Genomic DNA, 13122 nt, shown 5'->3' with positions numbered 1-13122 from the left:
CAATCCGTTGTTCGCATGCGGACGCGTGGCGCGATTGAAGTGGGAAAGCCGCGACCGTTGTTAGATGGGACCGAGTGATTTGTCGTATCCATCTCCCATCAGGGACTGCGAACTCTTCCACCTAAATGAGCCCCCTACGAACCACATCCCTCCTCCCCGCGACTAACCCTGGCCTCAACGACGAGGCGGGATTTCGGATGGGAGACGGCCCGTGGCCTTTGCCTTGCCTTCGCGCGCGTATGATTTGCAGATGCTGGATCGTCCCACCGAGCGGGCGCGCGACCATGGCTGGGTCTTTGGCCTGCCGCCGGGCATCAGCAGCGCGCAATGGCCGCTCGATTCCGTCACCGGCTATCCGCTGATGCACGGCTTCACGCTTCTGCTGCCGGAGGATTACCGCGTACATGGCGAGGACATCGTCGCGGTGTCGTTCTTTGCGACCGCGCCCGACCACAATGACGGCGGCGCGCCGGATGATCCCGAGATCCGCGAGGCGGTGGCGGCGCGCCCCGCGCATCCGCGCCTCTCGCGCATGACCGACATTCTCGATTACGAATATGCCGCGATCCTATTGACCAGCGCCGAATATGGCGGCGCATTCGCAACCCCGCCGGCGCCGCTTGCGCTTGCGACCGCAGAGCGGCCGCGCTGGCTCGATGTCGGCGGCGCTAGCGCGTTTCACGAATCCGCGCCCGCTTACGCGAAGAAGCTCCTGCCGAGCACGCCGCGCAACGATCTCGCCGAAAACCGCGCCATCGGGCTGACGGCCCGCGCCGATGATCCCAACGCGGGCAAGGGCCCGCAGGATAAGCATGTGAAGGAAGGGCCGCCGACCGGGTATCAGCCCTATTACTACTATGTCGATGGTGTCGTGAGCCGCGACAATTTCCGCCTGCACGATTGGGGCAAGGACCACGCCCAAAACCATCTCGGCGGAACGATGCGGCCCTGCCAGGCGGTGCCGGAGATGAGTCCGTTCTACATCGAGTTCGAGGAATATTTCGGCGGCTACAATTTTGGTGGCGGCAATGCACAGCTCGACTTCAAGGATATGAAATTCGACTGGGCGTGCGGGTAGTCCGCCCTTCTCTCCAACGCATGTAGCCCGCATGGAGTGGAACGAGATGCGCGGTTGAGGTCCCGGATTGCGCTTCCGCCTTCGCTCTTCGAGCTTCGGCGGACAAGTCGTTCCATCCGGGCTACGATCTTTGTACGTGATCTAACAGCGCGTCATCCCACCGTCATGTCCCGCCGATACCGCTCAGGCCCCACAAACATTTTGCGGTGCCGACCGGCGCCGAATTTCCAGGGCACGTCAGGGAGGGATCATGGCTTCTTTCACCGTGGCAAGCGGTTCCACAGTCACGTCCGCGAAGACCGTCAGCGGCACCGACACCGGCATCATCCAGGCCGGCGGCACGCTGTCAGATACCACCGACATCACCTGGACCGGCGGCACGGCCGGGCAGACCGTCGTGATCGACAACGCCGGCACCATCACGGCGACGACGCGCGGCATCGACACCAAGGGCTCGTTCACATCGGGCAATCTCTCCTTCACCAACGAGGCCGGCGCCAAGCTGATCACAGGCGACGATTCGTTCCGCATCAACACCGCGCTCTCGGGCGGCACCATCACGGTCGACAATTCCGGCAGCATCGTCTCCGGCACGGTAGATGCGTCCGGCAACATCGTCGCGGGCACGAGCGGCCAGGCGCTCGACTTCGCCGCGATCGTTTCGCCAACCGAGACGATCAACATCACCAATCACACCGGCGCCGTGATCGGCGCCTCCGGCAATGACGCGATCCGTCCCGGTGCAGGCATCATCACCATCGACAATGACGGGCTGATCGACGCCACCGCCTCGGCGAGCCGCGCGATCAACCTCAACACCTCGAATCTCACCAACATCACCTCGTTCACGCTCGACAACGACCAGCACGGCGTGATCCAGTCGCAGGGCGATGCGGTCCGCATCACCGCCGCGACGCTGACCACGACCGCCACCTACTCTGTCACCGTGGACAATGCCGGCACCATCCAGTCGACAGGATCGGGCTCCAGCAACGGCCAGGCGATCGATTTCACCGACCTGGTCTCGATCAACGGTACCATTCACCTCACCAACGAGGCGACCGGGCTGATCAAGGCGGCCGATGCTGACGCGATCCGCGGCGGCGTCAACATGGTGATCGACAATTACGGCAAGGTCTTCGGCGGCAATGCCGGCGGCGACGACAATGACGGCATCGACTTCCAGGGCAATGCCGGCGGCACCGTCAACAACCATACCGGCGGCAATATCGAGGGCACCCGTCACGGCATCACCGGCGACCAGCCCGTCACCGTCAACAATGACGGCACCATCACCGGCGATCTCGGCAGCGGTATCAATCTGGACACGCCCAGCCTGTCGATGACCACAGTGACCAATCACGGCATCATCATCGGCACCGGCGGCTATAACGCCGGCGTGGCGGTGGACGGCGACGGCATCGACGTGGACGGCCTTTTGACGCTCGACAATTTCGGCACCATCCAGGCCACCGGCGTGCATGTCGTCGAGGCCGACGGGACGGTCGACCTGCAGGAGGCCGTCACTATCGGCGGCGGCACCATCATCAACGAGATCGGCGGCGTCATCACCAGCTTCGAGCGCGCGATCACCGTCAACGACAGTGACGGCACCGGCGGCCCGAATGGCAGCAACGGCAGCAATGGCGGCAACGGCTGGGCGCCGACGACGATCGTGAACTGGGGTCTCATCCACGGCGGCAATGGCGAGGCGATCTCCATCACCGACACCTTTGCCGACACCATCACCAATCACGGCACGATCGAGGGCAGCGTCGCACTCGGCGGCGGCGACGATATCGTCAACGACTACACCGGCGCTGTCTTCACCAGCACGATCGACGGCGGCGACGGCACCGACACCTTCAACCTGCTCGGCACCGGCTCCGGCACGCTGGCGCACATTGTGAATTTCGAGGTGCTCGACGTGCAGGGCGGCAGCTGGTCCGTGACCGATGCCGAAAGCTTCACCTCCGGCATCAGCATCGAGACCGGCGCCAGGCTGACTGTTGCCGACGGCGGCTCGCTCGCCGGCAACGTCATCGACAACGGCGTGCTCGCCTCGACGCATTCCGACGTCTTCGTGTTCAACAGCACGATCTCGGGCAACGGCTCGCTCGATCAGGCCGGCACCGGCACCACCGTTCTGAGCCAGACCAGCTTCTATACCGGCGGCACCACGCTGCATGCCGGCACGCTGGAACTCGCGGCGCTGGATGCGGCCGGCACCGGGGCGATCACCTTCGAGAGCGGCGCGCAGACGCTGAAGATCGACAAGGCGGCGCTGGACCATGGCCATCTCGACAACACGATCGAGGGCTTTGGCGTCGGTGACACCATCGACCTCGCCGGCATCGGCAAGGCGACGAAAGCGACGTTGTCGGCCGACAATGTGCTCACCATCACCGGCGGCAATTCCGGCACCATCACGCTCCAACTCGACTCGCATGCCTATGCGTCGGGGCTGAACTACCAGCTTGCGTCCGACGGCCATGGCGGCACCACGATCACCGTCGTCTCCGACAATCTGGTCGAGGGCAACAGCGGCAACAATCTCTTGATCGCCAATCTGTTCAGCCCGGTCGGCAGCTTCCTCGACGGCAAGGGTGGCAACGACATCCTGATCGGCGGGCTGCATTCCGACGTGCTCAACGGCGGTGGCGGCAACGATCTGCTCTATGGCGGCGCCGGCGCCGATCAATTCCGTTTCAACGGCACCGATCAGGCGGCCGGCCAGCGCGCCACCGACACCGTGTTCGACCTCAACTTCAACAAGGGTGATGCACTGGTGCTCTACGACTACGAGGCCGGCACCTTCGCCTCGTCAGGCGCGCATCCCGCGACCGTGCTCAACACCGGCGAAGGCGCCGGCTCCGGCGTGGTCGTGAACTCGATGGCAGCGCTGGCCGATCTCGTCAAGGCGTCGGCCGACGTCACCGCCCAGCGCGGCGGCGCCAACGACCTCGTGATCGACATCAGCCAGAGCAACGGCAGCCACGAGACGATCGTGCTCGATCATCAATGGCAGGCCTATGCGCAGGCCTCGGGCGGGCATTTCTTCAGCTAGGGCACGACCGGTCGAGGTCGTACCGCGTTCGGCCGGCAACAACGTTCTCTTCGTACCCTCCCCCTCTTTGTGGGGGAAGGCTATCGCCTTTGGGCTTGGCGAGGCCTGAGCGAGCGCCTCGTCCTTCGAGACGACCGCTCCGCGGTCTCCTCAGGATGAGGCTCCGCAGCATCGTCGCCCCCTTGCAATTGCCGCCACACACTCCGTCCTCATCCTGAGGGCCCGCCGGAGGCGGGCGTCTCGAAGGATGGCCACAGGCGAGCTTCCCGCAACGGCGACAGCCCTGCCTTGGACGAGGGTACGAGGACGAGCCTCAGTTCAGCGTCAAGAACTCCACCCAGTTCGGCTTCTTGCCGGTGGGGTAGGATTTCAGCTTGCTGAGTGCGCCGCTGCTCTGGTCGATGGCGTAGACCGTCATGCCGTCGGACAGCTCGCCGACCGCGGCGAGGTAGCGGCCGGTCGGATCGATGTTGAAGCCGCGCGGCTGCTTCTCGGTCGGCACGCTGCCGATCGTGGTCAGCTTGCCGGTTGATGCATCGACCTTGTAGGCGGTGAGCGTGTTGGTGGTGCGCTCGGACGCGTAGAGGAAGCGGCCGTCCGGGGTGATGTGGATGTCGGCCGCCCAAGGCTTTTGACTAGAGTCCTTTCCGTTGAAGCCTTCAGGCAATGCAGTGGTGCGCTGAACCTCGTCCCAGGCTCCGCTCTTGGCTTCATAGCTGTAGGCTGCGACGTCGCCGTTCAGCTCGTGGATGAGATAGACGAACTTGCCGTTGGGATGGAACACGAAGTGCCGCGGCCCGGATTTCTCCGGCGTCTTGATCGACGGAGGATCGCTCGGCGTCAGCGTGCCCGCAGCGGCATCGAACGCAAAGCTCAACACCTGGTCCGAACCGAGATTGGTCGCGAACACGAAACGGTTGTCGGGCGAGGGCAGGAAGGCATGTGCATTCAGCCCGGTCGGGATCACCTGCTTCGGCTCGGCGACGACGCCGTTGGCCTGAAGCGGATTCAGCGCGACCTTGTTGCCGCCATAGGAGGCGCTGAACAGCACCTTGCCGCCGCGGTCGGTGGCGATGTTGGCCATGCTGTCGGCGAGCGGCCCGTTGCCGATATGGCTGAGGAGACCCGTCTTGGGATCGATCGCAAAGCTCACCGCGAGGAACGGCTGCGAGCGGACGCCGGCGATCAGCACGCGATGGTCCGGCGTGATCGCAAGCGGCGTGGAGGAGCCAGGCTTTTCGACGCCGGTGAAGGCGGCCGTCTGCACCGGCGTCATCTCACCGCTGTCGGCGATCTTGAACACGCTGATGTCGTTGGAGTCGGCATTGCCGACATAGGCGAAGGTTTCGGCCATGCCGGCACGGACTCCGGAAACGAGGGCAAGAGAGGCGACAAGAGCGGTGAAGAGTGTGGTGGTCGTCGCAGCGCGGGATGCGGTGCGCGTCGGTCTGATCATGAGCGTCCTCCGGCCGGTGTGGGGTCGTTGTTTTGCGGCAGAAGATAGCGGCTCGTGTTCCGCTGTACCAAAATCCAATTGGGATCGATCGATGCCGAAATTGTATCGGTGCGGTTGCGGGCGTTAACGCACCGCAGCCGTCAGGTCGCGCGAGGGCAGATGCGGGCCGGCGGGACGGTCGGGCGGGCCGAGCACGGTCCAGACCGCGACCGCGACCAGGGCCGAGGTCAGAATAGTCCAGGCGACGAGTTGCTTCCGCATCAGGCCAAATCCGTCCGTCCAGGGTTCGGCCATCCTGCACTGCAAAAGGCGGCGAGCGTATGAACTCGTTCACAGCCGAACACCGTGCGGGTTAATTAAGAACCATTGCCGGCCGCGCGCATTGACCCGGCATGCCCCGCGAAAACGACCTCGAAGGCAAACCCGATATGGGCGGCAAGCACGGCGGCCAGTCCGGCCAGCCCAAGCCGCCGCCGCGCCCGCGTGAAGGCCCGCGGGATGAAGACGTCGTGGCAAAGCGCCACACCGGTCAGGCCGATCAAACCGATCGCAAGGTATCGCCGACCAACACCAGAAAGCGCTAAGCTTCGTCGGCTCCTGCTCGAGCCGAGGCCCGGCCACGGGATCTCCAGGGAACGGCAGCCTTGTCGCGCCGTTACTCCGGTCCCGCGGGCGGAGGACGCCAAACGGAGGCTGGCAAAACGGAGGCTGGAAAGTGTTTTGGATTTATTGGGACACCGCCTGGTCGCTCATCATCAGCGGCATCATGTTCACGACCATCGTTACGCATCCGGACGCCGAGTTCGTCGAGATCCAGGCCGCCAGACGGGCGAAATGAACCGCGCGACCTGAGCTAGCCAGCCCTCCCCGGCTACCGATCGGGCCTCGCTCGCGCGCGGCCTGCGGACCCGGGTAGATGTGGTGAACCAAATCTTAGGGGCACGCCGGTATTTTTCTGCATCTTTTTCAGATTCAGAGATCCGGCGCTCCCCATGGCATTGTTCGGCAATCCCTCCATTCGTTCGGTTCTCGGCGCCATCATCGGCGTCCTCGGCCTGTTCCTGGTCGGGCAGCTCTCGACCGGGCTGTTCGGCGCCATCGAGCGCAACAACGCGGCGCAGAAGGTCGAGCGCTTCGCCAGCACCGACCAGCAGCTGTTTGCGACCCTGCTCGGCTTCCGGCTCGAGCGCGGCACCTTCCTGTCGGCGCTGGTGGCGGACGCCCCGGCCAATTCCAATGCCGACGACCGCATCGCCACCAACCGGGCCGTGTCGGAGGCCGCCTACAAGAACGTGCTCGAGCGTCTCGCGGGCGTGAGCGATTCCCGTCTGGCCGCCGGCACCAGCAAGCTGGTCGCGATCCACGACGCCCTCGTGCCGTTGCGGACCAAGGCGGAAGGCGCCATCCATCAGCCGAAGGCCACGCGTGACGCCAAGGTCGGCGACGAATTCCGCAAGGGCGCGCAGGATTATCTCGATGCCATTCTGGCGCTGACCGGCGAGATCGAGAACGCGCTCAAGCTCACCGATCCCGTGGTCGATCATCTCCTCGGCATCAAGCAGTCGGCCTGGGCGGCGCGTGCGAACGGTGGCTCCGTCGCCATCCGTCTCGAAGCCGCAGCCGCAGCCGGCAAGCCGTGGAGCGCCGCCGACATGGTCGGCGCCGCCGAGGACACCGGCCGCGCCAAGCAGGCCTGGAGCCAGGTGCTGGACGTCGCGGCGCGCCCTGATGCGCCCGCCAGCCTCACCGACGTGATCGCGCGCTCGAAGCAGGGCGAGGCCGCCGCCATGACCGAGCGCCAGCAGGGCTTCATCAAGGCGCTGAGCAACAACCAGACCATCGACATCAAGGTCGAGGATCTCTCCAAGCTCAACACCGCAATCCTCAATTACAGCGTCGAGGCCGGTCAGGTCGCGCTGGCCGAGATGGTCGCCCGCGCCGGTCGGCAGATGACATCGGCGAAATGGAGCCTGGCGCTCAATGGCGGGATGATGCTGGTCGCGCTCGCCATCACAGTGTTCGGCTTCATCCTGGTGAATCGCCGCGTCAGCGCGCCGATCCGCAAGCTGACGCAGGCGATGCGCTCCCTTGCCGAGCGTGACTATGCGATCGAGCTCGCCGGCATCGAGCGCGGCGACGAGATCGGGGAAATGTCCCGTGCTGTGTCGGTGTTCAGGGAGAACATGATCACCGGCGATCGCCTCGCCGAGGAACAGGCCGCGGAGCAGGGCCGCAAGGAGCGGCGCCAGCATGCCGTCGACGGCTTGATCGAGCAGTTCGAGAAGACCGTCACGGAATCGCTGCACACGCTGGCCTCGGCCTCCGGCGAGCTCAACGCCACTGCGCAGTCGATGTCGTCGACCGCCGAGCAGGGCTCGTCCAAGGCGGCCTCGGTCGCGAGCCTGTCGGGCGATGCCTCCTCCAACGTTCAGACCGTTGCGGCGGCCACCGAAGAGCTCTCGGCCTCGATCACCGAGATCAGCCGTCAGGTCGCGGAATCCTCCAGCATTGCGGGCGCTGCCGCCAGCGAGGCCGATCGCACCAATACCGAGGTGCAGGCGCTCGCCGATGCCGCCCAGCGCATCGGCGATGTCGTCGCGCTGATCACCGGCATTGCCGAGCAGACCAATCTGCTCGCGCTCAACGCCACCATCGAGGCGGCGCGCGCGGGCGAAGCCGGCCGTGGTTTTGCGGTGGTCGCATCCGAAGTGAAGAACCTCGCGACCCAAACGGCGAAAGCGACCGAGGAGATCACAGGTCAAGTCGCCGCGATCCAGGGCGCGACCAAGTCGTCGGTGACCGCGATCCAGTCGATCGGCACCACCATCCAGCGCGTCAACGAGATCGCGGCTGCGATCGCCGCCGCCGTCGAGGAACAGGGCGCCGCAACGCGCGAGATCGCACGCAACGTGCAGCAGGCTTCCCAAGGCACCAACGAAGTCTCGCGGCACATCTCCGGCGTCTCGCAGGCCGCAGGCCAGACGGGGGCCGCCGCCGGCGAAGTGCTGGATTCCGCCAAGATGCTGGCGCGCCTGTCGGACGATCTCAAGCGCGACGTCGACCGCTTCGTCGGCGATCTCCGGGCGGCGTGAGGCAATCGCCGGATCCGTAAATCGGTAGATCCGTAGGGTGGGCAAAGCGCAAGCGTGCCCACCACCTCTGGATCGTGGGCACGGCGCGCGAAGGGCGCGCCTTTGCCCACCCTACGAGATCACCCCATCATCGCGGCCGCAATCTTCTCCGCCGACATCAGCACCGGAAAATTGGTGTTGGCGCACGGCACCACCGGGAAGATCGAGGCGTCGACGACGCGCAGGCCCTGGATGCCTTTGACGCGGCCCTGGGCATCGACCACCGCCATCGGATCGTCGGCCCGGCCCATGCGGCATGAGCACGAGGCGTGCCATACGCCGATGGTCGCCTTGCGCACGAAGGCTTCCAGCGCCTCGTCGTCGTTGATCACCTGGTCGAAGGTGAAGCCTTCGACGACGAAATTGTCGATCATGTAGTGGCGCAGCGCCGCCGGCCCGTCCATCAGCGTCGCGGCGATCCTGGTCAAGATCCTGTTCCGGATGTTGACCACGCCGATCTTGCGGACCTTGTCGGTATAGGCGGCCGGAAACGGCTTGTCCGTCACCGTCTTCACGATGTCGCTCATCTGGATGGCCGCCATCTTGCGGAAGCCGCTCATCAGGCGCTCGAGATCGCGCCGGTCGGACAGGAGATTGAACTCGACGATCGGTTCGGCCGCCGGATCGCGCGAGGCAAGCTTGACCTGCCCGGTCTCCGAATAGGTCTTGTTGACGAAGGTCAGCAGCGAGCCGATCTGCTCCCCGACCGCATGCCAGGCGGACTTGCTGAGCAGCACGACGAACATGTCGCCCTTCGGCACGCCCGCGAGGCCCGACGAATAACGCAGGCCAAGCTGCATGTGGCGCCGCGTGTGCTCGTTCATGCGCGCGCCGCGGCGGACGAAGGACGACAGCGAGATCGAAGGATGATCCATCAGGCGCTGGCCGACGCCGGCGAGCCCCATCCGCACCGGGATGCCCATATCCTTGAGGTGGCCGACCGGGCCGATGCCGGCGCGCAACAGATGCGCCGGCGAATGGATGGCACCAGAGGAGAGAATGATCTCGCGTCCGCGGAATTCCTGCGCGCGACCGTCGACGACGGCCTTCACGCCGACGCATTGCGTGCGGTCGAAGATCAGCTCTCTCACCTGCGTGTGGGTGGAGACCGTCAGGTTCGAACGCTTGCGCGTGTCGCGATCGAGATAGCCCATCGCGGCCGAGACGCGCTGCTCGGCCTGGTTGGAATGCGTCACCGGGAAATAACCGTCGACAAATTCGCCGTTCTGATCCGGCAGATATCGATGGCCGGCCTGATCGAAGGCATCGGCGAAGGCCTGCGAATGCCGGGTCCAGTGCTCGCGCGGAATGCGGCGCACGGGAATGCGGCCGTCCTTGCCGTGATACGGGCCGTCGAAATCGAGGTCGCGCTCGACCTTCTTGAAGAACGGCAGCACGTCGTTCCAGGTCCAGCCGGAGGCCCCGCGCGCGTCCCATTCGTCGTAGTCGGTCGGTGCGCCGCGATTGGCCATCTGGCCGTTGATCGAGGAGCCGCCGCCGAGCACGCGCGCCTGCTCGTATTTGCGGAGGGGCGGACGCGCTTCGTTCGGATTGTTGTGGCTGACGACCTGCGTCGTGACCTTCAATTCCGTCCAGTGGAAGCGCGGATCGAAATAGGCGGTGCCGGGATAGCTGTCGCGGATTTCGGCGGGTTCATTGCCGGGTGGTGTGTCCTGTCCGGCTTCGCACAGCAGGACCTTGTTGGCGCTCTTCGCGGAGAGCCGGTGGGCCAGCACGGACCCCGCCGAGCCGCCGCCCACGATAATGTAGTCGTACACGATTGGCGTTTCCTCTTGTTCTTGTCCCAAGAGGGTAGCGTGGTTTGAGGCGGAGGTCACGCCTGCGCCAGTCGGTCTGCGTGCGCTGTCGGGGTTATCTACTGCAGGACCTTCGGCATCACGACGACGACATCGACCTGGCGCTTCAGCACACGCGATGCGACAGCGGCAATGTAGATCGAATAACCGTCCTCGATGTCGGATGCGATCTCCTCGTCCTTGGCGAAGGCATAGAGCATCGTACCGTCGAGCCTGTCGAAACGGATGCCTGCAAAGAGGCGATCGAATGTGTCGGCGCCGACGGCGCCTGCCATCAACGCCTGTATCGCCTGGTCCTGAACGAGAGTGAGCTGCATCATGCCAGTGAGATATGGAAACGCCGCGCGAATACAAGGTGCGGAAGATCGAGACTGATGTAACCGCACCTGTCTGAGCGAACGCTGAACGCGCGTGCCGGCATGAGCGCGCGTGACTGGACTAATCTGGCTGGACTAGCCCGGCTCCTGGTTGCCCTCGCCGCTCGGCTTGTGTCCATCCGGTCCGCGGTCGAACAGACCGTAATGGCTGGAGCGGCTGCCATCGGCCTGCACCGGCTTGGCGGCGAGCCCCAGCTTGAGCAGCTCCCGAATCGCCGCCGCCCGGGTCGGCATGCGGTGGGCAAACCTGAAATCATCAATGAGCGAAAGCTCTTCCGGGGTGAGCATGATTTGAAGACGTTCTCCGCGGAGATCCTGCATGGCCTTTCTCGCTGCAGTGGGCTGGATGCTGCTGGGTTAGTAAACTACTCAATTCACTCATTTGGCTAAAGTTCCCCAATCTCCCTGAAAATCGGCTTATGAGTAGAATACTCTTTTGAAAACAATGGGTTGCGAGATTGACGTCACCGGGTATAGTTCGAGCCGGGCAGGGAGTTTGGGAAGCTCCCGATGCAGACGCGACGACGGTTCGGACAAGGCCGATCCTTGCAAGAGTGCCTGGCCGCAGCAGCCGGGCCGCTCGGTCTCGACCGTTCGCCCATGAGCGAACGGCCGGCCTCGCCTGGCCTGCGGATGCCGGAGTAGCGCTTGCCCTTCCTCGTCAAAGTTGGATCGCTGACGGTCGTCGCGCGCAGTGCCTCGGACGTGGTGAGCACGGTCGACAGGCTGCTCGGCGACGATCAATCGCTGGAGCCGGTGGTTTCGACCTTCGAAGGTTCGATCATTGACATCGAGCAGCTGCGTGGACTGGTCGGCGATCCCGACGAGCCCTGATCGCGCGCCATCGACGTCCGTATCCTGAGAATTTGCCGATACGTTTTAGGCCAATCTTATGGGTTGCATCCCTAGATTGCAGCCGATCTGCATGTCGGGAGTTACCGCAATGGCGTTCGGCAAGCGTCAATCCGGAGTTGGTGCGGCTGCACAGGCAGTCAATGCCGGCGCGACCGTCACTTCAAGCCCGGTGGCCAATGAGATGGCCGGCGGTGGCAGCCCGCTTCGCTGGTTCATCATCCTGGTGGCTTGCAGCGCAGGGCTTTACTTCCACCTGGTCAGCTATGGTCCGGACCTCTGGCGCGACCATCGGTTGGCCGGGACCTGGCAGCCGGCGTACGATCTGCAGGTCACGGATGGGAAGTGCGAACGATTGAACTTCGTGATCACCACCTGCAACGCCAAGATCAAATCGGTCGCCAGGCCTGATCAGGCGCCGATCCCTCACAGCTTCATGATGCTTTTTTCGAGCGGTGGCGGCGAAGCCCTGGTGCCGGTGCGCTCGACGACCGACCGCTCGGCGGTCTCGATCTTCTACGCCGCGGAGACCAAGCTCTGGAATCGTACGCTGTCGTTTGTTGTCCTGGCGGGCATGCTGGCCCTGTTTGATTTCACTGCGCTGCTCCTATTCTGGCGCGCACTCAATTCATTCAATCCATAAAGGCGTCTTGCGCCGTGACACTGCTCAAGACCCTGGTCTGGATCGGCGGCATCCTGCTCGTCTGGGGCTACTTCCAATTGCCCTCGGGCTCCGGCGACGTGGCATCTCGGCAAACCCTGTCCGTGCGCGAGGAGCCGGACCGCATCGTGCTGGGCTGGAGCGGGCCGGTGCAGGAGCCGATGAGCGAACGTGTCGCTGCGGCGCTCGATCGTTACAAGGCGGATCGACGCAACCTCGTCCTCATTCTCAATTCGCCGGGCGGCTCGGTCGAGCACGGGCGCAAGGTCGTCGCCGCGATCCGCACACGCGACCGGGCGATCGACACCCTGGTCGAGAAGGCCGGCGTCTGCGCCTCCATGTGCGTTCCGATCTTTCTCACAGGCCGCGAGCGCAACGCCGATCCCGAAGCCTATTTCATGTTTCACCAGGTCAGCCTGGATCGGAGCGCCAAGGAAAATCTGAAGCGGAAAGAGTTCAGTGACTCCGAGCGAGCTGCCGTCTCGCAAATGGTCAAGACCCTCGAGACCGCGATCACTGACGATTTCTTCCACACCGATTTCGACATCCGCGGCGTCAACCCGGCCTGGCTTGCCATGATGCGGCGGAAGATCGCGAGCGGCGATGTCTGGATGAGCGGCCAGGATCTGGTCGCCGAGGGCTCGGGCGTCGTCGACAGCCTGGTCCGCACGCCAGCCCGCTAG

The 13122-nt window shown here is 64.5% G+C and carries 13 protein-coding genes; 8 read left to right on the top strand and 5 right to left on the bottom strand.

Annotated features, from left to right (window positions below; genetic code table 11):
• Window positions 1-250: 250 nt before the first annotated feature.
• On the top strand, window positions 251-1078 hold the full coding sequence (locus tag QA645_RS02820; protein WP_283048050.1) for a hypothetical protein: 828 nt from the start codon (window positions 251-253) through the stop codon (window positions 1076-1078).
• A 250-nt stretch (window positions 1079-1328) separates the two neighbouring features.
• Window positions 1329-4145 (top strand): hypothetical protein, encoded by a 2817-nt coding sequence (locus tag QA645_RS02815; RefSeq protein WP_283048048.1) that lies wholly within the window; start codon window positions 1329-1331, stop codon window positions 4143-4145.
• A 313-nt stretch (window positions 4146-4458) separates the two neighbouring features.
• Here QA645_RS02815 and QA645_RS02810 read toward each other — a convergent pair whose 3' ends face one another.
• Together QA645_RS02810 and QA645_RS02805 are read right to left on the bottom strand one after the other, a co-directional pair.
• A complete protein-coding gene (locus QA645_RS02810) occupies window positions 4459-5601 on the bottom strand; it encodes a beta-propeller fold lactonase family protein (RefSeq protein ID WP_283048046.1) in 1143 nt (380 codons plus the stop codon).
• A 123-nt stretch (window positions 5602-5724) separates the two neighbouring features.
• Entirely contained in the window at window positions 5725-5862 is a 138-nt protein-coding gene (locus QA645_RS02805; protein WP_254191353.1) for a hypothetical protein, read from the bottom strand.
• 131 nt (window positions 5863-5993) lie between these two features.
• Here QA645_RS02805 and QA645_RS02800 point away from each other — a divergent pair, with 131 nt between their 5' ends.
• The 3 genes from QA645_RS02800 to QA645_RS02790 all read left to right on the top strand — a co-directional run bounded on the left by QA645_RS02800 (window position 5994) and on the right by QA645_RS02790 (window position 8693).
• Window positions 5994-6185, top strand: a complete 192-nt coding sequence (locus QA645_RS02800) for a hypothetical protein (RefSeq protein WP_254127749.1) — start codon at window positions 5994-5996, stop codon at window positions 6183-6185.
• 131 nt (window positions 6186-6316) lie between these two features.
• Complete coding sequence (locus QA645_RS02795) at window positions 6317-6439, top strand: hypothetical protein (protein ID WP_283048043.1); 123 nt, start codon at window positions 6317-6319, stop codon at window positions 6437-6439.
• A 154-nt stretch (window positions 6440-6593) separates the two neighbouring features.
• Complete coding sequence (locus QA645_RS02790) at window positions 6594-8693, top strand: methyl-accepting chemotaxis protein (RefSeq protein ID WP_283048041.1); 2100 nt, start codon at window positions 6594-6596, stop codon at window positions 8691-8693.
• Between the two features lie 119 nt (window positions 8694-8812).
• On the opposite strand, the gene QA645_RS02785 is transcribed toward QA645_RS02790, so the two are convergent.
• The 3 genes from QA645_RS02785 to QA645_RS02775 form a co-directional block, all read right to left on the bottom strand.
• Complete coding sequence (locus tag QA645_RS02785; RefSeq protein ID WP_283048038.1) at window positions 8813-10510, bottom strand: GMC oxidoreductase; 1698 nt, start codon at window positions 10508-10510, stop codon at window positions 8813-8815.
• A gap of 98 nt (window positions 10511-10608) precedes the next feature.
• Window positions 10609-10869: a hypothetical protein gene (locus QA645_RS02780; RefSeq protein WP_254127746.1), complete on the bottom strand. Its 261-nt coding sequence runs from the start codon at window positions 10867-10869 to the stop codon at window positions 10609-10611.
• A gap of 132 nt (window positions 10870-11001) precedes the next feature.
• Entirely contained in the window at window positions 11002-11247 is a 246-nt protein-coding gene (locus QA645_RS02775; RefSeq protein WP_254127745.1) for a hypothetical protein, read from the bottom strand.
• 327 nt (window positions 11248-11574) lie between these two features.
• Here QA645_RS02775 and QA645_RS02770 point away from each other — a divergent pair, with 327 nt between their 5' ends.
• From QA645_RS02770 to QA645_RS02760, 3 genes are all read left to right on the top strand, one after another.
• Entirely contained in the window at window positions 11575-11760 is a 186-nt protein-coding gene (locus tag QA645_RS02770; RefSeq protein ID WP_254127744.1) for a hypothetical protein, read from the top strand.
• A 109-nt stretch (window positions 11761-11869) separates the two neighbouring features.
• Window positions 11870-12421, top strand: coding sequence for a hypothetical protein (locus QA645_RS02765; protein ID WP_283048034.1), 552 nt, complete (start codon window positions 11870-11872; stop codon window positions 12419-12421).
• A 14-nt stretch (window positions 12422-12435) separates the two neighbouring features.
• The gene (locus QA645_RS02760) at window positions 12436-13122 is read left to right on the top strand and encodes an ATP-dependent Clp protease proteolytic subunit (RefSeq protein ID WP_283048032.1); all 687 of its coding nucleotides are present in this window, start codon (window positions 12436-12438) and stop codon (window positions 13120-13122) included.

Origin of the sequence: Bradyrhizobium sp. CIAT3101, from assembly GCF_029714945.1 — a bacterium.
Lineage (GTDB): Bacteria > Pseudomonadota > Alphaproteobacteria > Rhizobiales > Xanthobacteraceae > Bradyrhizobium.
The sequence above is the reverse complement of the archived record's forward strand: the minus strand, read 5'-3'. Positions and strand labels throughout refer to the sequence as shown.